The organism is Streptomyces sp. I05A-00742 (genome assembly GCF_013055795.1).
In the GTDB taxonomy this organism is placed as follows: domain Bacteria; phylum Actinomycetota; class Actinomycetes; order Streptomycetales; family Streptomycetaceae; genus Streptomyces.
Window position 1 is genome coordinate 275,304 of sequence record NZ_JABETO010000001.1, and the last position, 23,586, is coordinate 298,889.

The window sequence follows — 23,586 nt, forward strand, 5'->3', positions numbered from 1 at the left end:
GAACGCGCAGAGACCGGCAAGATGCCGTCTCAGAAAGGTGTACCCGAGAGTAAGTCCGCCGCCGGAGGCTGACAAGGGTCCGGGAACGCACCGATTCCGGTGCGGGGTAAGCCGGTTGGCGCGCCGTCCCGGCCGGGGGCCCGGCCGGTCCTGGTCGCCAGGACGGCCGCCTGGGTGCGGTTGGCGACGCCGAGCTTGCCGAGGACGGACTTGACGTAGTCCTTGACGGTGGCCGTGCTGATGTTCAGCCGCTTGCCGATCTCGGCGTTGGTGAGCCCCTGCCCGAGCAGGTCGAGCGTCTGGCGCTCACGGGTCGAGAGCCTGCACAACGCGCCTGTGGCGGCGGAGGGTTCGGCCTCCGGTGAGTGGCGGCACAGCCGTCGCAGGAGGGGCGGGGAGAGGCAGCCGGCGCCGGTGGCCAGGGCGCGGACCGAGCGGGTGAGGACGTCCGGTTCGGTGTCCCTGAGCAGGAAGCCGGTGGCGCCCATGCGGAGGGCCTCCCCGATGTGGTGGTCGCTGTCGAGCGTGGTCACCACCGCCACGTCGGGCGGAGTGTCCAGCGCGCGCAGCTGCCGCAGTACCGCGAGCCCCTTCGCGGTGGGTGGCCGGACGCCGAGCAGGACGACGTCAGGACGCCGGGCCGCGGCCGTCCGGAGCGCCTCCGCGACCAGGCACGCGTCGGTCACCGTGATGTCGTGCGCCGCTTCCAGGATCAGCCGGAGTCCGGCCCGTGCCAGCGTCTCGTCCTCGGCTATCAGCACCTTGACGGTGCCGGGCGTTTCTGTACGTGCGATGTCTCCCACCCCCACGCCTCTGTGAGGTCTCCGCCTCGGGACCTGGGCCGAGAGTAACCCCGCCGGCGGGCTTGCCAGGAGGGAGTTTCCCAGGCCGGGGGGCGGTTGGTCGGGTGTGCCCGGTGATCGTCAACTACCCGTCCGGATGAGGGGGTTGCTCCCTCTTCCGGTGGGGTCCGGTCCCCTCGTGAGGAGGTACCGGGTGCCCGTCGTCCTGGGTCAGGATCCAGCTGCTCCCGTTCGTCCCGCCCGGCCGCCGCGACCCCGCGCCGGCCGGGCGGAACGGCTCTCGTGGCCGGGGCCGGCAGGGGGTGACACAGGCCGGAACGCCGGACGGGAGCGCTCGATCCGTTCCCTTCACGCGATACCGGGAGAGGCCAGGAATGCACAGAACGGTACAGAGACCGGGAGGCGGGGGCAGGGCGCGAGGCGCCCTGCCCTCCGTGCTCCGGGGCGTCGCGCTGGCCACGGTGGCCTCGCTGACGCTGACCGTGGCGGCGGAGGCCGCACCGCTCGACCCCCGCACACCGGCGGGACGGCAGGTCCCGCGGGTCAAGGCCGACGGCGAGCCCGACGGCGCGGACCAGCTCGGTCAGGACGTCCGCGACGACCGTTGTCTCGCGGGTCAGTTGCTCAACTGGGGCGAGGTGGAGACCAAGGCCACCGCCAAGTCCCTGCTCGACGGTCCGGAGGCGGACCTTCACTCGGCCGTCGAGGGCGGCCTGTGGTCGTACGGCGGGCCGCTGGGCGAGGCCAAGGACCGGGACGAGAAGGAGACGCGGGCCTACTGGCAGACGTGGAACACCCAGTACAAGGACTGGGAGAACACCCTTGAGCCGCTGAACAAGCACTGGTTCCTGCCCACCAAGCTGTGGCACGCGCCGGAGTTCGGTGAGCCGATACGCCAGTACCTGATCCATGACATCCCCTTCCGGTACCGGCACCCGGAGGCCACCCAGGCGGCCAAGGACCAGGCCAAGAAGGTCGCGGAGAGCGCGGACCAGGAGGACCGGAAGGTCTTCCAGATGCTGGGCCACTCCCACGGCCCGGCCGACACCCGCGCGTTCGTCGAGCACGGCGGATACCTGAAGACCGCCCCGGAGCAGGGCAGCACCGAGTTCCGCACCGAGGTCGAGGCCGCCAAGATGCGCTGGGCCGGGTGCGACGTGGGTACGCCCTTCGACCCGTACCGCGTCCTCGGACCGGTGATCCGCGCCGCCCACCAGGAGTGGCAGGCGGAGCTGGCCGCCCAGGCGAAGCCGCGTACCGCGATCGTCGACGCGCAGATCCGCACGGTCGGCCGGATGCGGGCCGCCACCGACGCGATGGTGAAGGCGTCCGGGCAGGCGTGGGTCGCCGACGCTGTTCTGCAGTGGCAGAAGTACCAGAACGATCGGCGCAAGGCGGGGCAGAAGGTTCCCGACGCCTCGGTGTTCCGGCAGGCGGACGCCATCCTGAAGGACGCCAAGGGGAAGGCCGACGCCGAGGCCAAGCGGGCCGAGCAGGCCGCCGCCGCGGCCAAGGGCGAGACCGGGAAGGTCGCAGCGGCCCAGGAGGAGGCCGGCAAGGCCGCGGACGCGGTCGGCGCGCCGCGTGGCCGGGGTCTGGAGTACGCGCAGCAGGCCGCGCAGATCGCGCGGGCTTCGGCCGCGGCGACGGAGGCGGCGGCCAAGTCGGCCCGTACCGCCGCGCACGCCACCAACGCGACGGTCAAGGACAGCAAGACGCTCGCGGCGCTGGCCGAGACGCAGGCGCATGCCGTCCAGGCCGAGTATCACCGTGCCGCGGCCCAGGAGGCGGCGGCTCAGGCCAAGGCCGCGGCCGATTCGGCGGGCCGGCAGGCCGCCGAGGCGAAGGGCTGGGCGGCGAAGGCCACGGCTGCCAAGGCGACGGCGGAGAAGGCCGAGGCGACGGCGCGGGACGCGGCGAAGGACGCGTCCGAGAAGCGGGCTGTCGCCGAGCGCGAGCGCGACAACGCGAAGAAGTACCGGGCCGACGCGGACGCCCAGCGGAACCGGGCGGCGGAGGCGGACAAGCGGGCGCAGGAGCAGCAGGCGCGGGCGGCGGAGGCACGGAGCCGCACGGAGAGCCTGGGACGCACCGTCGCCGAGAAGGCGGGCGTCGCGGACGGCGCCGAGGAGAGGGCGGCCACGGCGCGCCGGGAGGCCGAGGACGCCGAGCGCAGGAAGAGCGCCGCGGAGTCCCGGGTCAAGGCCCTGGAGGCGGCCGCGGCGGCTGCCGAGGGGACCGACGCCGCCGGTGAGGCGCGGAGCGCCGCGGACGAGGCCAAGGCGGAGGCCGCAGAGGCGACGGACGCCGCGTCCAAGGCGCGCAGGGCGGCCGACGAGGCGACGTCCGCGGCCGTCTCGGCTCGCGAGGACGCGGTCAAGGCGACCGGGTCGGCTGTACGGTCCCGGGCGGCGTCGGACGCCGCTGCCGCTGATGCGGCGACGACGCGTTCGGCGCTGGCGACGGCGCACGCGGCGGCGGCGGAGGCCATCGAGGCGTCCGAGCCGGCGGCCAAGAACGTCCGCAATGCCGAGCGGGAGGCGAAGAAGGCGGCGGAGGCCGCGGAGACGGCCCGCAAGGAGGCCGAGGCGACGCGTGCGGAGGCCCGGGCGGCCGCGGCCTCCAGTGCCGAGGCGACCGGGCACGCCTTCGCGACGGCGCAGGCCGCCGCGGCGGCCCGGGACTCGGCGGCCGAGGTGGCGCAGCCCGCCGCCGTGGCCATCGGCCTCGGCAGCCCGTACCGGGAGAAGGACACCTCGGCGGGCCTGTCGGTGATCGTCGGACAGACGTCCAAGTCGCTCGCCGAGCAGCAGGCGGCCGCCGCGCAGGCCAAGGCCGAGGAGGCGGCCCGCGCCGCCGCGGAGGCCAAGGAACTGGCCGCGAAGGCGGCCAAGGACGCCAAGCTCGCCGCGGAGGCCGCCGCGGCGGCCGCGGCGGACGCCGCACGGGCGGCCCGTTTCCTGGCCGAGACCCGGACGTACGCGGCGCAGGCCAAGTCCGCGGCGGAGGCCGCGCAACGGGCCGAGGCCAAGACCAACCAGTACAACGAGCAGGCCAACAAGGACGCCTTCCTCGCCAACGCGGCGGCCGGCACGGCCGAGTCGGAGGCGGCGGCGGCCCGCAACAGCGCCGACGAGGCGGAGAAGGACGCGGGCAGCGCCCGTAAGGCGGCCGGTTCGGCGGAGGCCGACGCGTCCGCCGCGCGGGACTCGGCCGCGAAGTCGGACCGCAACGCCACGTCCGCAGAGCAGGCCGCCGCGAACGCCAGGGAGGAGGCCACCCGGGCGAACCAGGCGGCCACCCGGGCCGAGGCGGAGGAGCGGGCACGTGAGGAGGCGGCCCGCAAGAAGGCGATGGAGACCGGCGACTCGGGTGTCTCCGGAGGGGGCGGCCCGGATCTGGGCACCGATGACGAATCGATCCTCCTCCGCACGTGCGGCCAATCCTGCGTCGACCAGTACCGCGAGGCGCGCAAGGCCGCCTCCACGAGCGTCGTCGACTGGGTCAAGCAGAACGGCGGCGAGATCCTCCTGGAGGTCCTCGGCGTCAACAACGTCAAGCGCTGCTTCGGCCAACGGCACGTCGGGAGCTGCCTCTGGGCGCTGGTCGACGCGGCGGGCTGGTTCACGGTCATCGCCAAGATCAAGCCCATCAGCAAGGCCATCTACCGGGTCACCACGGGAATCTCCGGGTTCTTCGAGAAGGCGGAGTGGGGCAAGCGCACCACGGACCGGCTGCGGAAGGTCATCGAGCGGGGCAGGAAGAACCCCGACCACAAGCCTCCGAAGTGCGTCGTTCCCTCCGCGCGGTCCGGCTGGGCGCCCGGGCAGCGGGCGGCCGCGGTCGCGAGCGCGGACGACTGCTTCCCTCCCGGCCTGACGGACGAGGGCGAGCGGTACGTCCGGTCGAAGCACTTCAAGGGCGGTTCGCAGGTCGACCGGACCAAGGGCATCTTCGACGACTCCGTCAACCTGGACGACCTCGCCGACAAGGCGGCGGGAGCCACCGCGCGGAAGAACGACCGCGGGAACTTCGAACGGGTGGTGGACTTCGGGCGGCCGGTGGGCGAGACGTCGGCCATGGACGGGGCGAAGCCAACCTCTTGGTTCATGCTGGTCCAGGACAGGTTCGGCGGTGTCGTCACCATGTACCCGATTCCGCCGATGTAGTTCGGGGATCCGATATGACCAGGAGGTAAGAGACGTTTGGGAATGGCCGTCTTCATCGAGAACCAGCTTCACGAGCGGATCGGTGAGGTCCTGGACGACCGGGACGAATCCTTCATGCGGGCCTGCGAGTCGGGCCCTCGCCGATCCGTGCGGCACGCGGTGGGCAGGCACGGGGACACCATGTTCAACACCTTCCAGTTGATGCTTCTCCTGGAAGAACTCCGTGAATTGCCGCCCGGCCTGCGGACGGAAACGGTCCGTGCGGTCGAGGAGGCCGCCGAGTCGGCGATCCGGAAGCAGGGGTATCTCTTCTTCTCCGGCGACTAGACGCACGACGACAGCGGCCGCCCTCCCCGTCGGGGGAGGGCGGCCGCCGTTCGCTGTCCGGGTGCGCCGGCTCAGTACGACTTGTGGGCCTGCCAGTAGGTCCAGGCGCCGCACGGGCTGCCGTAGCGCTCCTTCATGTAGTCCAGACCCCACTTGATCTGCGTGGCGGGGTTGGTCTGCCAGTCGGCACCGGCCGAGGCCATCTTCGAGGCCGGGAGGGCCTGGACAAGGCCGTAGGCGCCGCTGGAGGGGTTGGTGGCGGTGTGGTTCCAGCCGCTCTCGTGCTCGACGATGTTGCTGAAGCACTGGAACTGGCCGGCATCCTGGATCATCTGCCGGGCGGTCTCCTGCGCGGCGGCCTTTGGCGCGGCGGTCGCGGCCTGGGCCGGGCCGGAGGCGAAGACGGCGCCCGCGGCGGCCAGGGCCACGGCGGCACCGGCACCGGCGGTCAGCGTGCGGGAGGCGAAGCGGCTGATGGTCGAGAACGTCACGGAGGAGAACCTTCCGTCGGGGGCAGGACGGCGCCGCCGGACCGAGCGGTCCCTGGCGGCCCGACCAACGTGGCCGACGGTTCCCGGGTGGTGCAACGACCGCCGAGTACGAAGCGGGGCCGGAGGAGGGGCGGGGAGGTGCGGGAGCGGCCCTGCGAGGCCGGGCGGCCGGCGGTACGAAGGGGCGTCGTTTGTGACGCGCGCCATGTGGGTGCCCTCACCGATGGGTAATGATCGCAGCCCATGAATGCCTCTTACGTCATGCGTCGCGCCGCGGCGACCGACGCGCGCCGTCACGGCCCGCGCCCGTCCGTAGCGCCGCCGGGCCCGTCACCCCGGAGCGGACTCCCGGCCGCCCTCCGCCGCGGCCTCCTCGAAGGCCACCGGCGCCGCGAAGGCCGCCCGGCGGGTCGCCCGCCGGAGCGCCTTGAGCACGGCGGGCCCCAGGAGCAGCGTGGCGGCCAGGGTGACGGCGGCGCGGGGGAGGTCCCAGCCGAGGGAGGTCGCCAGGCAGTAGGCGACGAAGCGGGCCAGGTTGTCGCCGAGCGGGTCGCCGGGGACGAAGGAGATGCCCGAGCCCAGGCCACCGATGTAGGGCCAGCCCTGGAGGTTCATGATCGTGCCGTAGCAGACCGCCGCCACCGCGCCGTACGCCGCCAGCATGGCCACCTCCCGGCGGCCCCGCAGCCGGTCCGGGCCCGGCAGCAGGCCCGCGCCCATGGACACCCAGCCCATGGCCAGCATCTGGAAGGGCATCCAGGGTCCGACGCCGCCCGTCAGCAGGGCCGACGCGAACATCGACAGCGCCCCGAGGACGAACCCGAAGCCCGGCCCCAGCACGCGCCCCGCCAGCACCATCAGGAAGAACATCGGCTCGATCCCGGCGGTCCCCGCCCCGAGCGGCCGCAGCGCCGCCCCGGCCGCCGCGAGCACGCCCAGCATGGCGACGGCCTTGGCGTCCAGGCCCGTGTCGGCGATGGTCGCGACCGCGACGGCGAGGAGCAGCGGCAGCAGCGCGGCGAACAGCCAGGGCGCGTCGCGGGAGTGCGCCAGCCCGGACGCGGAGTCCGCCAGCAGGGGCCAGCCGAACGCCATGACGCCAGCGACCGTCAGGAGCACGAGCGCCGCGGCCGAGCGGCGGCCCAGCCGCACGGCGCGGGCCTGGGGCGCCGCGTCCTCCGCTGTGCCCGCCGTCACGACTCCGCCTCCAGGGCGTCCCGCACCTGCGGGACGGTCAGCCACGGCTGGGGCGCCAGCACCTTCGCCACCTGGGGGGCGAAGGCGGGGGAGGCGACGACGACGTCGGCCGTCGGGCCGTCCGCGACCGTCTCGCCCTCGGCCAGCACCACCACCCGGTGGGCGAGCTCGGCGGCGAGCTCCACGTCGTGGGTGGCGAGCACGATGGCGTGGCCGGCGGCGGCCAGGTCACGGAGGCCGGCGACGAGCCGGGCCTTCGCGGCGTAGTCGAGGCCGCGCGTCGGCTCGTCGAGGAGCAGCAGCGGTGGCCGGGCGGTGAGGACGACGGCCAGGGCGAGGGCCAGGCGCTGGCCCTCCGAGAGGTCGCGCGGGTGGGCGGCGTCGGGGACGCCGGGGAGCAGGCCGGAGACCAGGCCGCGGCAGGTGCCGGGGGCGGCGTCGGCGTCGCGGTCGGCGGCGGCGCACTCGGCGGCGACGGTGTCGGCGCAGAGCAGGTCGCGCGGTTCCTGCGGGACGAGGCCGACGTGCCGCAGCAGCTCGCGCGGGCCCGTGCGGTGCGGTGCCGCGCCGTCGACCCGTACCGAGCCGCGGGCCGGCTCGTGCATGCCGACCAGGGTGCGCAGCAGGGTGGACTTGCCCGCGCCGTTGCGGCCCATGAGGGCGACGGTCTCGCCCGGGCGGACGGTCAGGCCGACGTCCCGCAGCGCGTCGACCCGGCCGTGCCGGACGGCGAGGCCCGTCACCTCCGCGGCCGGAACCGCCTGTTCTTCATGGCCGCCGGTGCGCCGGAGCCTGCGGAAGAGGCCGCGCGGCGGCCGGACGGGCGCGGGCCCGGCCTGTTCCGCCCGGTCCGGCCGGGCCGCCGGCGGGGGCACGTCCGCGAGGCGCGCCCGCAGGGGCGCCGCGCTGCGGCGGGCGTCGCGGACGGACAGCGGCAGCGGTGACCAGCCGACGAGCCGGCCGAGGGCGACGACGGGCGGGTGCACCGGGGAGACGGCCATGACCTCGGCCGGGTCGCCGACGACGGGCCGCTCGCCCGGGGCGGGCAGCAGCACCACCCGGTCCGCGTACTGCACGACCCGTTCCAGCCGGTGCTCCGCCAGCAGCACCGTGGTGCCCAGGTCGTGGACCAGCCGCTGCAGCACCGCGAGTACTTCCTCGGCCGCCGCCGGGTCCAGCGCGGACGTCGGCTCGTCCAGCACCAGAACCCGGGGGTGCGGGGTCAGCACCGAACCGATCGCCACGCGCTGCTGCTGCCCGCCGGAGAGCGTGGAGAGGGCGCGGTCGCGCAGGTCCGCGAGGCCCAGCAGGTCGAGGGTCTCCTCGACGCGGCGGCGCATGGTGTCGGCGGGGAGCCCCAAGGACTCCATGCCGTACGCCAGTTCCTCCTCGACGGTGTCGGTGACGAAGTGCGCGAGCGGGTCCTGGCCCACCGTGCCCACCACGTCCGCGAGTTCGCGGGGACGGTGGGTGCGGGTGTCCCGCCCCGCCACGGTGACCCTGCCGCGCAGCGTGCCGCCGGTGAAGTGCGGCACCAGGCCGCTCACCGCGCCGAGCAGCGTCGACTTGCCGACCCCGGAGGGGCCGACCAGCAGGCACAACTCCCCTTCGGGGACGGTCAGATCGAGGTCCCGGAGGACGGGGGCGGCGGCGTCGTGGTACGTCACCGTCACCTGCTCGAAGCGGATCACCGGGTGTGGCTCCTTCGGAATACGGCCCGCGCCCGGGGGCGCCGTCGGTCCTCGGCCGCCCCGCCCGCGGCGGGGGCGGGGGAGCGGGAGGCGTGTGGGTCCTGGCGGCCCCCCGGCCGGCCCCCGCCCGGCAGCGGCAGCGCGGGCAGCAGCCCCACGAGGACCGACGCGGCGGGCCACAGTGGGAGGGCCGGTGCGGCCAGCGGTACGGCGGGCGGGTGCAGGGCCTCGGGGGCGTAGGTGCCGGCCCACACCATCAGGGCCGCCACCGCCGCGCCGGAGCCGGCGACCAGCCAGGCCCGCGCGTCCCAGGGGTCCGGGCGGTAGCGGGTGCGGAGCGAGCGGCGGCCGCCCAGGCGCAGTCCGGCCAGGGCGGCGACGATGCCGACGAGCAGCAGCGGCGTCCCGTACCCGGCGCCCTGGTCGGCCAGCAGGCCGTACGTGCCGGCGCACACGCCCAGCAGTCCGCCCAGGGTGAGGACGGACGTGGTGCGCCGGACCGCGGGCGGGACCTCGGCGGTACGGCCGTAGCCGCGGGCGTCCATGGCGGCGGCCAGCGCCACGGAACGTTCCAGGGCGCCCTCCAGCACCGGCAGCCCCACCTGGAGCAGGGCGGCGAAGCCCCGGTCGGGGCGGCCGCGCAACCGCCGTGCGGCGCGGATCCGTTGGACGTCGGCGACGAGGTTCGGCGCGAAGGTCATGGCGACGACCACCGCGACCCCCGCCTCGTAGAGCGCGCCCGGCAGGGACTTGAGCAGCCGGGCCGGGTTGGCGAGCGCGTTGGCGGCGCCCACGCAGACCAGCAGGGCGGCCAGCCGGACGGCGTCGTAGAGGGCGAAGAGCAGCCCCTCGGCCGTGACCCGCCCGCCGAGCCGTACGCCGCGCGCCCAGTCGGGGAGCGGGACTTCGGGGAGGGTGAGGAGGGTGTGGGTGCCGGGGACGGGGGAGCCGAGGAGGAAGGCGAAGAGCAGCCGGACGACGATCACGGCCAGGCCGAGTTTGAGGAACGCGCCGTAACTGCGCGCCCAGGGCGCGGCCGTGCGCCGGACCGCCACCACGTACCCGGCGACGGCCACCAGCAGGGCGAGCAGCAGCGGATTGGTCGTCCGGGAGGCGGCGGTGGCCAGCCCCAGCGCCCAGATCCACCACGCGCCGGGGTGCAGCGCCCGCGTCACCGGGCGCGCCGGCGGCGCGCCTGCCACGCGGCGGCGGCGCCGAGGACCACGACGGCGGCGGCACCGCCGATCAGGCCGGCGGAGGGACCGCCGTCGTCCCCGTCGTCCTTCTTGTTCTCTCCGGCCGGCCGTTCGGCGCCGACCTGCTCGCCGCACCCCTTGCGCGGGTAGCCGGCGATGGCGCACAGCAGGGCGTCGGAGTTGTAGCGCAGGGGCTTGGCGACGGCCGCGAGCGCGTCGGCGGCGGTGGCGTCGCCCGTCACCTGGGCACAGGCGGTCCGTGCGGCGGGCGGACGCTCGCCGTCGGGGGCGTCGGCGTCCGTCCCGAAGTCGAGGACGACGGCGACCCGCTTGCGGCCCTCCCGGGCCGGGGTGCGGTCGCAGACGGCGGCGAAGTCCGGGGCCGTGCGCGGCTTCGCGGCGTCGCGGGAGTCCGCGCTGACCGCGAAGCGGAAGCCGACGGCGTCCCCGTCACCGGGCCGGTCCTGGGACGGGCCCCGGGTGGCGTACGTCCAGCCCTTGGCGGAGTCCTTGGCAGCGTCCTTGCCGTCGGCCTGCCAGAACGACCAGTAGCGGAACCCGGCCGCCTGCGCCGGCGCGGCGCCCAGCAGCCCGGGCAGCACCGCCAGCAGACCGGCGAGCAGCAGCGCACCGGTCGCGCGGACAGCCGTCACTGCTGCTTCTTCCGGCGGTTGCTGAACAGGAAGCCGACGCCGATGGCGGCGACGAAGCAGACGACCGCGAACCACCAGCCGCCGAAGGACGAGCCCTTCTCGTCCTCCTCCTCGTCGCCCTTTTCGGTGGACTCGGGGGCGGGCCCGGTCGCGTTCAGCTTCTCCACCAGGTCGGTGCCGCCGAAGTCGCGGGGGTCGGCGCCGGCCGCGCGGGCCGCGAGGACGAGCTTGGCCAGCCGGCCGGGGTCGCCCTTGCCGTTGTCGCCCTTCGCCCACTCCGCCGACTTGCTGTCCGCGGATTTGAGCCAGTCCAGCGCCTTGCCGGCCGCCTCTCGGTGGCCGCCCGCGGCGAGGGCGGTGACCGCGTCGGCGGTCGTGCCGTAGTCGGGGCCCTTGGGGGCGCCGGGCATGGACGCCTCCAGGTGGCCGCGTCCGGCGTCGAGCTTCTTCGCCAGGTACGCGGCGGAGGCCGCCGCCGCGGCGGCCGCGTCCTTGGGTTTGGCCTTGTCGTCACCGGAGCAGGCGAGCGGCTCGACGGCCTTGTTCTCCTTGCCGGCCGGCTCCACGAGGTAGCCCTTGCCGAGCGCGGCCGTGGTGGCCGCCGCCGACGCGAAGTTGTCGGCGTTGAGCTTCCCCTTCTGCGGCGACCAGGCGAACGCGCCGCGCTCGGCCTCCGTCGCGTCGCAGCCCAGCTGGAAGGTGAGGAGCGCGTCGTACGGGCTCTTGCCGCCCTTCGACGCCACCTTCGCCGGGTCCTGCCCGGCGGCGGCGAACGCGCCGATGGCCGCGGCCGTGGAGTTGGCGTTGCTCTCGGCGCCGGGGTTCATGCCCCAGCCGCCGTCCGCGTTCTGGTGGGCCTTGAGCCAGTCCAGGCCCTTCTTGACCTGCTCGCCGCGCCCGCCGACCGCCGCGAGCGCCTGCACGGCGGACGCGGTCTGGTCGGGGAACTCGTCCTTGGCCGCGTCGCACGGCTTCCCGATGTCCGCCCGGAAGCCCGGGAACCCGCCGTCCGCGCACTGCTGCCCGGCCAGCCAGTCCACGGCCTCCTTCGCCGGCGTGACACCGGTCGAGTGCTGCGCGAGGAAGGCGAGCGACTGCCGGAAGACACCGTCGAACTTGGGGTCGGCGGTGCCGTAGAGGCCGGGGGCCGCCGTCGAGGGCGCGGCGCTGCGGTCGGTGTCGGCGACCGCGGCGGGAATCGCGGCGGTGCTCAGGACGGCCGCGCCGGCCAGGGCCGTGGCACCCCGACGGGCACGGGCGGCGACGGCGGCGAGGGTGGGAGCCATGGGGTGGGTGTGCCTCTCGGGGTTGCGGCGGCTTGGGCGCGGTGTCGGTTTGTGCCCACTTTAGCCGGGCGGGGGAGGGCGGCCCGGGTGGTGTCGGTACGGGGTGGGGCAGCGGGGCGGGGGTTGGGGCGGGGGTGACGGATCGGCGGGGGCGGGCTCTTGCGGAGGCAGGGGAGCGGGGGGCGGGGAAGCCGGAGAGACACCGGGGAAGCCGGAGAGGCGCGCCCGATGCCCCCCATGCCCCCCGGATGTCCTCAACGCCCCCTCACCTCCCGATCAGCCCGCACACCGTCTCGATGTCGATCTTCACCTGGGCGATGGACGCCCGCCCCGACAGCCAGGTGATCAGGGCCGAGTGCCAGGTGTGCTCGATCACCCGGACCGCCGACAGCTGCTCCGGTCCCGGCGGCACCGGCAGGCCCATCGCGTCCACGATGATCGCCGTGGTCAGCCGGGAGACCGCGTCCACCTCGGCGCTGACCGAGCGGTCGGCGAAGGTCAGGGCGCGCACCATCGCGTCCGCGAGGTGCGGCTCGCGCTGCATCGCGCGGAAGGCGCGCATCAGCGTCCCGGCGACGCGGGCGGCCGGGTCCGCCTCCGTCGGCGGGCGTTTGCGCAGCGTCTCGTGGAGCTGCTCCAACTGGTCCTGCATGGTGGCGACCAGCAGATGGATCTTGGAGGGGAAGTAGCGGTAGAGCGTGCCCAGGGCGACGTTCGACGACTCGGCCACCTCGCGCATCTGGACCGCGTCGAAGCCGCCGCGGCTCGCCAGCCTGGTCGTGGCGGCGAGGATGCTGCGCCGCCGCGCCTCCTGACGCTGGGTCAGAGGGGCGGCCGGGGCGGAGGCGGCTCTCGGGGCTGCGGTCTTCTGTCCCACGTCGGTGCGTTCCTCTGCAGGGGGTGGTGGCCAGCATGATGGCAGGGCGCGGATCGGTGACGCGAATCACTGGAACGTGTTCCACATTAGCGGGCCGGAGCGCCGGCGCCGGGGGCCGCGCTGGTGGGGGCCGTCCGGACGGCCGGGGGCCCGGTCGCGTCGCAGACGGCGGGTGCCTCCGGTACGTTCGGGACTTGTCGGGCTTTCCACCGGTTTCCGATAGTGGAACTTGTTCTAGAGATTCCGGAGCGGTTACGCTCCCGCTGAACCGCAGGAAGAATGGGGGCCGCGAGTGACCGCTGAGACCGCCCAGGCAGTCGGGTCACGTCCGCTCCCCGCGGTGTCCCCGGCCGGGGGCGACGCGCCGCTGCGCATCGCGCTGCTGTCGTACAAGGGCAACCCGTTCTGCGGCGGCCAGGGCGTCTACGTCCGCCACCTCTCCCGCGAACTCGCCCGGCTCGGCCACTCCGTCGAGGTCGTCGGCGCCCAGCCCTACCCCGTCCTGGACGAGGGCGTCACGCTCACCGAACTCCCCAGCCTGGACCTCTACCGGCAGCCCGACCCCTTCCGCACCCCGAAGCGCGGCGAGTACCGCGACTGGGTCGACGCGCTGGAGGTCGGCACCATGTGGACCGGCGGCTTCCCCGAGCCGCTGACCTTCTCGCTGCGCGCCCGGCGCCATCTGGCCGCCCGCCGCGGCGACTTCGACGTCGTCCACGACAACCAGACCCTCGGCTACGGCCTCCTCGCCGACCTCGGCGCGCCGCTGGTCACCACCGTTCACCACCCGATCACCGTCGACCGGCAGCTGGACCTGGACGCCGCCCAGGACTGGAAGCGCAGACTCTCCGTCCGCCGCTGGTACGGCTTCACCCGCATGCAGGAGCGCGTCGCCCGCTGCCTGCCGTCGATCGTCACCGTCTCCGGCTCGTCCCGGCAGGAGATCGTCGACCATCTCGGGGTGCGCCCCGAGCGCGTCCACGTCGTCCCGATAGGCGCCGACACGGACCTCTTCTCGCCCGACCCCTCCGTCCCGGTGGTCCCGGGCCGGATCGTCACCACCTCCAGCGCCGACGTTCCCCTCAAGGGCCTGGTGCACCTCGTCGAGGCGCTGGCGAAGGTCCGCACCGAGAACCCGGACGCGCACCTCGTCGTGGTCGGGCGGCGCGCCGACGACGGGCCGGTGGCGCAGGCCATCGAGCGCTACGGGCTGGAAGGCGCCGTGGAGTTCGTCAAGGGCATCAGCGACGCCGAGCTGGTGCACCTGGTGCGCGGCGCCCAGGTCGCCTGCGTGCCCTCGCTGTACGAGGGGTTCTCGCTGCCCGCCGCCGAGGCCATGGCCACCGGGACCCCGCTGGTGGCCACCACCGGCGGAGCCATCCCCGAGGTGGCCGGCGCCGACGGCGAGACCTGCCTCGCCGTACCGCCGGGCGACGCGGACGCGCTCGCCGGCGCCCTCAAGCGCCTCCTCGGCGACGAGGGACTGCGCCGCAGGCTCGGCGCGGCCGGACGTGAGCGGGTACTCGCCCGCTTCACCTGGCGGCAGGCGGCGATCGGCACCGCCGAGCGCTACCGGGCCTCGATCGAGCGGGCGGCGAGGGCGAGGGCCGGGGCCCGGGCGGGCGCGGGCCCGCTGCCCGTCCGCCCGTCCCGCCCATAAGGGCGCCCGCACCCCCGGGGGCGGCACCCGAACCGCACCGCACCACCGACCCGCCTCCGCGCGGCAGCCCGCCGGGCCGGGCGCCGACCGTCACTGACCTGCCCCGTCGGACGAAAGCAGACCTCCGTGCTGACCGTCGATTTCTCCCGCTTCCCGCTCGCCGCCGGCGACCGCGTCCTCGACCTGGGCTGCGGTGCGGGCCGGCACGCCTTCGAGTGCTACCGGCGCGGCGCCCGCGTGGTCGCCCTCGACCGCAACGCCGACGAGATCCGCGAGGTCGCCAAGTGGTTCGCCGCCATGGAGGAGGCCGGTGAGGCCCCGGAGGGCGCGACCGCCACCGCCATGGAGGGCGACGCGCTGGCGCTGCCCTTCCCCGACGACAGCTTCGACGTCGTCATCATCTCCGAGGTCATGGAGCACATCCCGGACGACAAGGGCGTGCTCGCCGAGATGGTCCGGGTCCTCAGGCCGGGCGGCCGGATCGCCGTCACCGTGCCCCGCTACGGCCCGGAGAAGGTCTGCTGGGCGCTCAGCGACGCCTACCACGAGGTCGAGGGCGGCCACATCCGCATCTACAAGGCGGACGAACTGCTGAGCAAGATGGAGGAGGCGGGCCTGAAGCCGTACGGCACGCACCACGCGCACGGGCTGCACAGCCCCTACTGGTGGCTCAAGTGCGCGTTCGGCGTCGACAACGACAAGGCGCTGCCCGTCCGCGCCTACCACAAGCTGCTGGTCTGGGACATCATGAAGAAGCCGGCGGCCACGCGGATCGCCGAGCAGATGCTCAACCCGGTCATCGGCAAGAGCTTCGTCGCCTACGCCACCAAGCCGCACCTGCCCGCCGAGGCCGCGGCCGTGGCCGGCGCCGGTGACTCCGCCGGGACCCGGGCGTGACCACCTACAGCCGCCGCCCCGGCCGCATCGAACGACTCGTCCTCCCCGGCGTGCTGACCGCCGGGCAGATCGACGCCACCGTCGCCGGCATCGTCGCCGGCCAGCGCGAGGACGGGGCCATACCCTGGTTCCGGGGCCACCACCTCGACCCATGGGACCATGTCGAGGCCGCCATGGCCCTGGACACGGCGGGGGAGCACGGGCGCGCCGAGGCCGCCTACCGCTGGCTCGCCGAGCACCAGAACCCCGACGGCTCCTGGTACGCGGCGTACGCCGACGGCGACCACCGGGAGCCCACCGACCGGACCCGCGAGACCAACTTCGTCGCCTACATCGCCGTCGGCGTCTGGCACCACTACCTCTCCACCGGCGACGACGCCTTCCTCGACCGCATGTGGCCGACCGTCTTCGCCGCCGTCGAGTTCGTCCTCGGGCTCCAGCAGCCCGGCGGGCAGATCGGCTGGAAGCGGGAGGCGCCGGACGTGAACGGTGCAGGCGGAGCGGCCGCCACGGAGGCGCTGCTCACCGGTTCGTCCTCCGTCCACCAGGCGCTGCGCTGCGCCCTGGCCATCGCCGAGCACCGCGAGGAGCCGCAGCCGGACTGGGAACTGGCCGCCGGGCTGCTCGCCCACGCGATCCGCCGGCACCCGGAGCGGTTTCTGGACAAAAGCCGTTACTCCATGGACTGGTACTACCCGGTGCTCGGCGGCGCGATCACCGGCGCGGAGGCCGCGGCCCGCATCGACGAGGGCTGGGACCGCTTCGTCGTCCCCGGCCTCGGGGTGCGCTGCGTCCTGCCCAACCCCTGGGTGACCGGCGGCGAGAGCTGCGAACTCGCCCTCGCCCTCTGGGCGGTGGGGGAGTCGGACCGGGCCGTCGAGATCCTCCGCTGGATCCAGCACCTGCGCGCGGACAACGGCATGTACTGGACCGGGTACGTCTTCGAGGACGACGCCGTGTGGCCCGAGGAGCAGACCACCTGGACCGCCGGCTCCCTGCTGCTGGCGGTGGCCGCGCTGGGCGGCGACGAGGCGACCACGGCGGTCTTCGGCGGCGAACGGCTGCCGCGCGGACTGGAACCGGACTGCTGCGGCTGACCGTACGGGTCTGCCGCATCCGGCCGGATTTCGACGTGTACGTCCCGGCCCGGTAGCCCGAACGGTGCGGTCCGGATGCGCCGTCCCCCGGGACGGGCCACGCTGGTCCGGTACCGTGCCCGCCGGCCCCGGAGGCAAGCGTGTCCGACCGTGCCCGTGTCCGCCGCACCGTCGTCGTCCTGCCGCTGGTCTGCGGCCTGCTGCTGGGCGGCGCCGCCTGCGGGGGCGACAAGAAGGAGAAGTCCACCGGCGGGGCGAGCCCCACCAACTCGGCCGAGAAACAGAAGTTCGCCAAGACCCGGTTCGTCGCCAACGCCGGGCTCGCGGCCGGCGCCTCCTACCAGTGGATCATCAAGCCCTACCGGAACGGCGCGTTCAAGAAGGGCGCGGACGGCCGGACGGGCGCCCTCGTCAAGGCGGGCCTCGCCGGGGTGTTCACCTACAACCGGCTCAAGGCCGCCACCCGCAACGCCCAGGGCGACCCGACCCTCGCCAAGGCCCTCGCCCCCGTCAACGCCGGCATCGACTCCCTCAAGGGCCTGGGCAGCAAGCTCCGCAAGGGCGAGGCGACCGACAGCGACGTGAACTCCGTCGACAGCGTCATCACCAAGGTCAAGGACGCGGGCAAGAGCGCCGGAGCACCCGTCACCGACAAGGTGCCCTCGACCGGCGAACTCCAGAAGGGCTGACCGCACCGTCCTCACCCGGCCGCCGGGGCGCCGATGACAGCATGGCTCCCATGAACCGGACGACGGAAGATCCCGGACACCGCGCCGCCCGCCGCCCGTTGGTGCGCCGCGCCCTGCCCGCCGCCCTCGCCCTCGCGCTCGTGACGGGGTGCGGAGGTGGCGGTGGGAGCGGGAGACCGGTCGGGGGCGGGACCGGCGTCGGCGATCCCGTCTTCCCCTCCCTGGGCAACGGCGGTTACCAGGTCGAGCACTACGACCTTGAGCTGGACTACGAGCCCGGGGCCAACGACCTCGACGGCAAGGCCGTCATCACCGCGCGCGCCACCAAGAACCTCGGCTCGTTCACCCTCGACCTCGCGGGCCTGAGGGTGACGGACACGACGGTCGACGGGAAGGCGGCGAAGACCTCCCGCTCGGGGAACAAGCTGAAGGTGGAGCCCGCCGATCCCCTCGACAAGGGCCGGACGTTCCGCACGGAGATCGCCTACGAGGGGAAGCCCAAGGTGATCCAGGACCGGGACGGCTCCAAGGAGGGCTGGATCCGGACGGGCCGCGGCGCCGTCGGCCTGGGCGAGCCGGAGGGCTCGATGGCCTGGTTCCCGGGCAACCACCACCCCTCGGACAAGGCGACGTACGACTTCACCGTCTCCGTGCCCAAGGGGTACACCGCCGTCGCCAACGGCGAGTTGAAGGGCAAGGAGGAGGTGCAGGACGAGGACGACGACGACTGGACCGTCTTCCGCTGGCACAACGGCGAGCCCATGGCGAGCTATGTGGCGAGCGTCGCCGTCGGCCGGTTCGGGGTCCTGGAGACCACGGCCGCGGAGCGCGAGGTGCCGGTGTACATCGCCTACGCGTCAGGGGAGGACGCGGCGGGACGGCATATGAGGGAGATGGTGCCCAAGGTCCTCGCGTGGCAGGAGAAGCTGTTCGGCCCGTACCCCTTCTCCTCGTCCGGTGGCGTCATCGACCGCAACCCCAACATCCACTATGCGCTGGAGACCCAGACCAAGCCGTACTACGAGAAGCCGCCGAGCGACAAGATCATCGTCCATGAGCTGGCCCACCAGTGGTTCGGCAACTCCGTCACCCCGCGCACCTGGCGGGACATATGGCTCAACGAGGGCTTCGCCCAGTACGCGGAATGGATGTGGGTGGCCCAGCAGGAGAAGGGCCGCACCGAGCGGCAGACCTTCGACGACTGCTACGACGGCAAGGACGAGGAGTGCCAGGGCGAGGAGGGAGAGGACGTCTGGTCGTTCTCACCCGCCTATCCGACCGCCGAGACGATCTCCGGACAGCCCGTGTACGGCCGGGGCGCCATGGTGCTGCACAAGCTGCGCGAGACGGTCGGCGACACCACGTTCTTCACCATCCTCCGCACCTGGACGCGGGAGCACCGGCACGGCAACGCCGACACCGACGACTTCATCAAGCTGTGCGAGAAGACGTCCGGCAAGGACCTCGGCGGCCTCTTCGACACCTGGCTCTTCAAGGCCGCCAAGCCGGACCACCGCTGAGAACGGCCGGTACCGGGAACGGCCGAAGGCCCACCGGGGGAATCCCGGTGGGCCTTCGGTGGACGGACGGAGTCCGGGCGGGCGGCGTCAGCCGCGCTGGATGCCCGAGGTGTCCTGGAGCACGCCGCGGCGGCCGTCCTGGGTCTGGGCGACCAGCGCCTGACCGCGCTGGTCCACCGCCAGGTACCAGGTGCCGGGCGCCAGCTCGGCGATCGGCGCCTGACCGCCGTCCTCGGGGAACAGCGGCCGGGCGACCGGTACCGCGAACCAGAACGGGGCGAAGTCCGGGGCGCCCGCCGCCTGGGCCGGAGCCGGAGCCGGAGCCGGGGCCGGGTCACCGGCCGCCGGAGCACCGGGGGTGCCGCCGGCCGGCTGGGCCGCCGCCTGGGGCCCGGTCTGGTCGGCCTGCTGCGGGGCGCCGTAGGGCTGCCCGCCGTAGGGGGAGGGAGCGGCGCCGGTGCCGCCCGGGCCCGGGTAGCCGTAGCCGGGGTGGGCCCCGGTGCCGTACGGCGACGCGACCTGCGGGGTGGGGGCGCCCAGGAGGGGAGCCTTGAGGGCGGGGAGGCGCGGGGTGAACAGGGCCGCAGCGGCCATCACCAGGTTGGCGATCAGGCCCAGGATGAGACCGACGCCAGGAGAGTTGAGGTCACCGCCGCCGCCGAGCGCCCAGAGCGAGGACCAGGCCGCGAACACGGCGAAGGCCGTGCCCCACTGGTCGAGCCCCATGCCGAGGACCTTGCGGTCCGCCGGCAGGAAGCGGGCGGTGACGATCAGCGCGGCTGCGAGGACGCCGGCGAGGAAGATCGACGGCAGGACGGGGAAGAGGACCGACTCCCAGCCGTTCGGGTTGTCGACGTTGCAGCGGCCGGAGTACGGGAGCCCCGAGGAGGCGGCCTCGCACTTGAAGGAGAAGAAGTCGAGGAACGAGGCAATGAACAGCAGTACCGCTGCTCCGATCACCACGCCGTCGCCTCTAGTGAGGGAGCGGATGTTCACCTGAAATCCTTTGTCTGTGCCGTCAGCAACTGTCGGTTGTGGGTCATCGGTCTCGTGATACCGCCGGGGCGCGAGACGGGGCTCCGAGGAGAGCGGCCCCCCATCGTACGGGGGAACCTATCGCCCCGATGCCCGGGGCGTCTCTTCGTTTCGCCCTCGTGACACGGCCGTGGCCTGCCGTTATACGGCTCGGGTAAAGTCCGTCGGCTCACTGCCCCGGGGGGTCGGGGCGGACGGATCACATCCGCGGCCGGCCGCTCAGGAGCGGCTCAGCACGAACTCCCGGATCCCGTCGGAGATTCCCTGCGCCGCCTTCTGCCGCCAGCCGTCGTCGGTCAGTTGCGCGGCGTCCTGCGGATCGCGCATGTTGCCGCACTCGATGAACACCTTCGGCACGGTGGAGAGGTTGAGGCCGCCGAGGTCGCCCCGTACGTCCAGCCCGGTGTTGTGGCCGATGTAGTTGGACGGGATGCTGCCGGTGGTCTGGACGAACCGGCCGAGAACGCGTTCTCCCAGCTCCTTCGAGGGCTCCACGATCGGGGCGGTGTCCGCCCGGCCGCCCTTGACCTTGGCGGGCAGGATCACATGGACGCCGCGCTGCCCGGGGGCGGCGCCGTCCGCGTGCACGGAGAGCGCCGCGTCGGCGTGGGCCTTGTTGCCGATCGCGGCCCGTTCGTCCACGCAGGGGCCGAACGGCCGGTCGCCGTCGTGGGTGAGGGTGACGGTGGCGCCCTGCGACTGGAGGATCTTCCGGATGCGGTGGGCGACGTCGAGGCTGAACGTCGCCTCCGCGTAACCGGAGTTGGTGGAGGTGCCGGTGGTGTCGCACTCCTTGCGGCCGGTGCCGATGTCGACGGACCGGTCGATTTCGGCGGTGTGCTGCTGGTTGTGCATGTTGTGTCCCGGGTCGATGACCACGACCTTGCCTCTGAGCGGCCCGTCGGCGGCGGGCGGGGCGGGAGGCTTCGCCGGGGCGGAGGACTCGGGCGGGGACGCCGGTGCGCTCTTCGCCGCGGGGGGCCGCTGTGACGGGGCGGACGTGGCGGGGCCACGGCCGCCGGCCGACGCGGCGGGGGACGGGGAACCGCTGCCCGGCGCGGACGCCTTGGCGTCGTCGGCCGGGTCGCTGTCGTTGCACCCGGTGGCCCCCGCCAGCAGCAACGCCGTCAGAACGGCGACGGCCGGCCGGGCGCGGCGGAGGCCGCCTTGGCGGCGGGGACGGCGGGGGTGACGGGAAGAGCTGCCGTAGGACACTCGGGCGATGCTAGCGCCGCCCGTCAGGCAGTGGGGCCCGTCCGGCGGAGAACCCGCAGCGAACGCGTCACAGAGACCTCCGTGAACTCACCGGATTCCAGCGCCCTCAGATACACCCGGTACGGCGCCTGCCCGCCGTCCGCCGGGTCCGGGAAAACGTCGTGGATCACCAGCAGCCCGCCCTGCACCAGGTGCGGCGCCCATCCCTCGTAGTCCGCCGTCGCGTGCTCGTCCGTGTGCCCGCCGTCGATGAACACCAGCCCCAGCGGCCGCCCCCACAACGCCGCCACCTGCGGCGAGCGGCCCACGACCGCCACCACGTACTCCTCCAGCCCCGCCCGGTACAGCGTCCTGCGGAACGTCGGCAGCGTGTCCATCCTGCCCACGCCCGGGCTGTCGTCCACCAGCTCCGCGTCGTGGTACTCCCAGCCCGGCTGCTGCTCCTCGCTGCCCCTGTGGTGGTCCACCGTCACGACCGTCGTCCCCGCGGTGCGGGCCGCGTCCGCGAGCAGGATGGTGGAGCGGCCGCAGTAGGTGCCTACTTCGAGGAGGGGGTGGCCGAGGGTTGCCGCGGTGGTGGCGGCGGTGTGGAGGGCGAGGCCCTCGTCTTGCGGCATGAAGCCGTTCGCCGCTTCGAAGGCGGCGAGGGTTTCGGGGTGCGGAGGCATGGGTGGCATGCTGCCACGGGGTGGCGGGGGCTGTGCCCCCGCACCCCCCGAAGCGCGCTGCGCGCGCTGTCCTCAAACGCCGGACGGGCTATCTCAGCCCGTCCGGCGTTTGAGGACAACCGCGCGGAGCGCGGTTTCAGGGGGGCTGGGGGCTGGCCCCCCAGGAATCGGCGAAAGGGCGGGACCGGGGCACCCTCACAACCACCCGTTCTGCCGCGCAGCCCGCACCGCCTCCATCCGATTCCGCGTCGCCGTCTTCCCAATGGCGGCGGACAGATAATTCCGCACCGTCGCGGGCGACAAGTGCACCTTCGCCGCGATATCGGCCACCGTCGCCCCGTCCACGGCAGCGGACAGCACATCCCGCTCCCGCTGGGTCAGCGGATTCGGCCCGGCGCTCAACGCGGCGGCGGCGAGGGCGGGGTCGATGACGCGTTCACCGGCGAGGGCCCGTCGGATCGCGGCGGCGAGGTCTTCGACGGGGCCGTCCTTGACGAGGAAGCCGGAGGCGCCGGCCTCCATGGCGCGGCGGAGGTAGCCGGGCCGGCCGAAGGTGGTGAGGATGAGGACGCGGCACTCGGGCAGCCGCAGCCGGAGGTCGGCGGCGGCGTCGAGGCCGCTGCGGCCGGGGAGTTCGATGTCGAGGAGGGCGATGTCCGGGCGGACGTCGAGGGCGGTGGGCAGGATCTCGTCGCCGTTGCCGACCTGGGCGACGACCTCGATGTCGTCCTCCAGACCGAGCAGCAGGGCGAGCGCGCCGCGCATCATCCCCTGGTCCTCGGCCAGCAGTGTCCTGATCACGCGGCTCGTTCCTCCTTGCCGTTCCTGTTGTCCGCCTCGTCGTCCACCGGCAGTTCGGCGACGAGCCGGAAGCCGCGCCGCCCGTCGGGCCCGGTCCGCAGGGAACCGCCCGCGGCGGCCAGCCGCTCGGTGAGGCCCTTGAGCCCGTTGCCGCACGTGTCGCCGTTCCCGGCCGAGCCTACGCCGGTCCCGTTGTCGATGATCTCCAAATGGACACGGTCGGGTTTGCCGCGCACCTCGATCTCGCAGCGCGAAGCGCCGCTGTGCCGGACGACGTTGGTGACGCCCTCGCGGACCACCCAGCCCAGCAGGACGCCGGTCTGCGGCGGGAGCGGCGGGCCGGACTGCCGGATCTCGGCGCCGATGCCGGACGCGTCGAGGAGCGAACGGGCGTTGTCGAGCTCGGTGGTGAGGCTGCCCTCGCGGTAGCCGGTGACCGCCTCGCGGATCTCGGTGAGGGCCTGGCGGCCCACCGCCTCGATGTCGGCGGCCTGGCCGAGCGCGGCGTCCAGGTTGCGGGGGCCGAGCCGGCGCACCGCCTCGGCCTTGACCACGATCACGGACATGGTGTGGCCCAGCAGGTCGTGCAGGTCGCGGGAGAACCGCAGCCGTTCGCGCTCGACGGCGGCGTGGGCGAGCTCCTCGCGGGTGTCGCGCAGGGTGGTGACGGCCTCGAAGAGGTTGAGGACGGCCGCGGCGACCAGCCCGCCCAGGGCGCTGCCCCAGCTGACGGCGAGGATGCTGCCCGTGCTGTCGCCGTCGGGCCGGAAGAACCAGGTGAGCCCACAGGTGAGGCCGAGCGTGCCCAGGGCGGCGGCCAGCACCCGGCCCCGGTCGCGCAGGACCACGCCGGTGGCGACGGACAGCAGGGGGAAGCACATCTGCCAGTGGTCCAGGTAGCCGAAGTTGAGGGCGTACGAGACCACGGCGAGCCCCACCAGCGCCAGCACGGGCACCCGGGTCCGCCGCCGCCGCTCGTCGAGGGCGCTGAACACGGCCGTCGCGTAGAGGCCCACGAAGGCCAGGAGGCCCAGGGCTCCGAGCCAGGGGAACGGCATGTTGCCGAGGGCCATGTCGATGACGTCACCGGTGAGGGAGAAGAGCCACGGCATGAACGCCTTCCTCTCGGGCGCCTTCATGCGTTCGATTTCCTCGGACATGCTCTTCATACGTCGAATCCTAAGCAGCACGCTCCTGACCTGGGCAGACACGGATGTCCGGCGGTGGCGGTGACATTTGTCCCGACGGGCGGCGTCCCCTCTCCGCCGCCCGGTGTCTTCCTCTGCCGCGCCGGAGCGGTTATAAGGGTCCGGT

Annotated in this window: 20 protein-coding genes; 7 read left to right on the top strand and 13 right to left on the bottom strand. The window is 74.0% G+C overall.

The window, feature by feature from the left end:
* Positions 1-29: 29 nt before the first annotated feature.
* Complete coding sequence (locus tag HN013_RS01340) at positions 30-803, bottom strand: response regulator transcription factor (protein ID WP_312018456.1); 774 nt, start codon at positions 801-803, stop codon at positions 30-32.
* 434 nt (positions 804-1,237) lie between these two features.
* Between HN013_RS01340 and HN013_RS01345 the strand changes: the two genes are divergently transcribed.
* Positions 1,238-4,972: a hypothetical protein gene (locus HN013_RS01345; RefSeq protein ID WP_171161957.1), complete on the top strand. Its 3,735-nt coding sequence runs from the start codon at positions 1,238-1,240 to the stop codon at positions 4,970-4,972.
* A gap of 36 nt (positions 4,973-5,008) precedes the next feature.
* Positions 5,009-5,299: a hypothetical protein gene (locus tag HN013_RS01350; protein ID WP_171161959.1), complete on the top strand. Its 291-nt coding sequence runs from the start codon at positions 5,009-5,011 to the stop codon at positions 5,297-5,299.
* 71 nt (positions 5,300-5,370) lie between these two features.
* On the opposite strand, the gene HN013_RS01355 is transcribed toward HN013_RS01350, so the two are convergent.
* The 7 genes from HN013_RS01355 to HN013_RS01385 all read right to left on the bottom strand — a co-directional run bounded on the left by HN013_RS01355 (position 5,371) and on the right by HN013_RS01385 (position 12,690).
* The gene (locus tag HN013_RS01355) at positions 5,371-5,790 is read right to left on the bottom strand and encodes a transglycosylase SLT domain-containing protein (RefSeq protein WP_171161961.1); all 420 of its coding nucleotides are present in this window, start codon (positions 5,788-5,790) and stop codon (positions 5,371-5,373) included.
* 330 nt (positions 5,791-6,120) lie between these two features.
* Positions 6,121-6,987 (bottom strand): ECF transporter S component, encoded by an 867-nt coding sequence (locus HN013_RS01360; RefSeq protein WP_312018457.1) that lies wholly within the window; start codon positions 6,985-6,987, stop codon positions 6,121-6,123.
* Positions 6,984-8,678: an ABC transporter ATP-binding protein gene (locus HN013_RS01365; RefSeq protein WP_171161965.1), complete on the bottom strand. Its 1,695-nt coding sequence runs from the start codon at positions 8,676-8,678 to the stop codon at positions 6,984-6,986. The genes HN013_RS01360 and HN013_RS01365 overlap by 4 nt, the downstream gene beginning before the upstream one ends.
* Complete coding sequence (locus HN013_RS01370; protein ID WP_171161967.1) at positions 8,675-9,880, bottom strand: CbiQ family ECF transporter T component; 1,206 nt, start codon at positions 9,878-9,880, stop codon at positions 8,675-8,677. Before HN013_RS01370 ends, HN013_RS01365 begins: the two co-directional genes overlap by 4 nt.
* Positions 9,850-10,527: an SCO2322 family protein gene (locus tag HN013_RS01375; RefSeq protein WP_171161969.1), complete on the bottom strand. Its 678-nt coding sequence runs from the start codon at positions 10,525-10,527 to the stop codon at positions 9,850-9,852. Before HN013_RS01375 ends, HN013_RS01370 begins: the two co-directional genes overlap by 31 nt.
* Positions 10,524-11,813: a prenyltransferase/squalene oxidase repeat-containing protein gene (locus HN013_RS01380; protein WP_171161971.1), complete on the bottom strand. Its 1,290-nt coding sequence runs from the start codon at positions 11,811-11,813 to the stop codon at positions 10,524-10,526. Before HN013_RS01380 ends, HN013_RS01375 begins: the two co-directional genes overlap by 4 nt.
* 265 nt (positions 11,814-12,078) lie before the next feature.
* The gene (locus tag HN013_RS01385; RefSeq protein WP_171161972.1) at positions 12,079-12,690 is read right to left on the bottom strand and encodes a TetR family transcriptional regulator; all 612 of its coding nucleotides are present in this window, start codon (positions 12,688-12,690) and stop codon (positions 12,079-12,081) included.
* A gap of 292 nt (positions 12,691-12,982) precedes the next feature.
* Between HN013_RS01385 and HN013_RS01390 the strand changes: the two genes are divergently transcribed.
* The 5 genes from HN013_RS01390 (at position 12,983) to HN013_RS01410 (ending at position 18,553) form a co-directional block, all read left to right on the top strand.
* Complete coding sequence (locus HN013_RS01390; RefSeq protein WP_171161974.1) at positions 12,983-14,350, top strand: glycosyltransferase family 4 protein; 1,368 nt, start codon at positions 12,983-12,985, stop codon at positions 14,348-14,350.
* Between the two features lie 126 nt (positions 14,351-14,476).
* Positions 14,477-15,247 (top strand): class I SAM-dependent methyltransferase, encoded by a 771-nt coding sequence (locus tag HN013_RS01395; protein WP_171161976.1) that lies wholly within the window; start codon positions 14,477-14,479, stop codon positions 15,245-15,247.
* A complete protein-coding gene (locus HN013_RS01400; RefSeq protein ID WP_171161978.1) occupies positions 15,244-16,344 on the top strand; it encodes a prenyltransferase in 1,101 nt (366 codons plus the stop codon). Before HN013_RS01395 ends, HN013_RS01400 begins: the two co-directional genes overlap by 4 nt.
* Before the next feature lie 140 nt (positions 16,345-16,484).
* Complete coding sequence (locus HN013_RS01405) at positions 16,485-17,033, top strand: hypothetical protein (RefSeq protein WP_171161980.1); 549 nt, start codon at positions 16,485-16,487, stop codon at positions 17,031-17,033.
* 50 nt (positions 17,034-17,083) lie between these two features.
* The gene (locus HN013_RS01410) at positions 17,084-18,553 is read left to right on the top strand and encodes a M1 family metallopeptidase (RefSeq protein ID WP_171161982.1); all 1,470 of its coding nucleotides are present in this window, start codon (positions 17,084-17,086) and stop codon (positions 18,551-18,553) included.
* Positions 18,554-18,640: 87 nt separating this feature from the next.
* Here the strand turns inward: HN013_RS01410 and HN013_RS01415 are convergent, their stop codons facing one another.
* The 5 genes from HN013_RS01415 to HN013_RS01435 form a co-directional block, all read right to left on the bottom strand.
* Positions 18,641-19,549 carry a DUF5336 domain-containing protein gene (locus tag HN013_RS01415; protein ID WP_171161984.1) on the bottom strand — a complete coding sequence of 303 codons (909 nt, stop codon included), beginning with the start codon at positions 19,547-19,549 and terminating at the stop codon, positions 18,641-18,643.
* Positions 19,550-19,807: 258 nt separating this feature from the next.
* On the bottom strand, positions 19,808-20,803 hold the full coding sequence (locus tag HN013_RS01420) for an N-acetylmuramoyl-L-alanine amidase (RefSeq protein WP_171161986.1): 996 nt from the start codon (positions 20,801-20,803) through the stop codon (positions 19,808-19,810).
* Positions 20,804-20,826: 23 nt separating this feature from the next.
* Positions 20,827-21,480 (bottom strand): class I SAM-dependent methyltransferase, encoded by a 654-nt coding sequence (locus tag HN013_RS01425; protein WP_171161988.1) that lies wholly within the window; start codon positions 21,478-21,480, stop codon positions 20,827-20,829.
* A gap of 186 nt (positions 21,481-21,666) precedes the next feature.
* The gene (locus tag HN013_RS01430; RefSeq protein ID WP_171161990.1) at positions 21,667-22,272 is read right to left on the bottom strand and encodes a DNA-binding response regulator; all 606 of its coding nucleotides are present in this window, start codon (positions 22,270-22,272) and stop codon (positions 21,667-21,669) included.
* Positions 22,269-23,441 (bottom strand): sensor histidine kinase, encoded by a 1,173-nt coding sequence (locus HN013_RS01435; protein WP_171161991.1) that lies wholly within the window; start codon positions 23,439-23,441, stop codon positions 22,269-22,271. Before HN013_RS01435 ends, HN013_RS01430 begins: the two co-directional genes overlap by 4 nt.
* Between the last annotated feature and the right edge of the window lie 145 nt (positions 23,442-23,586).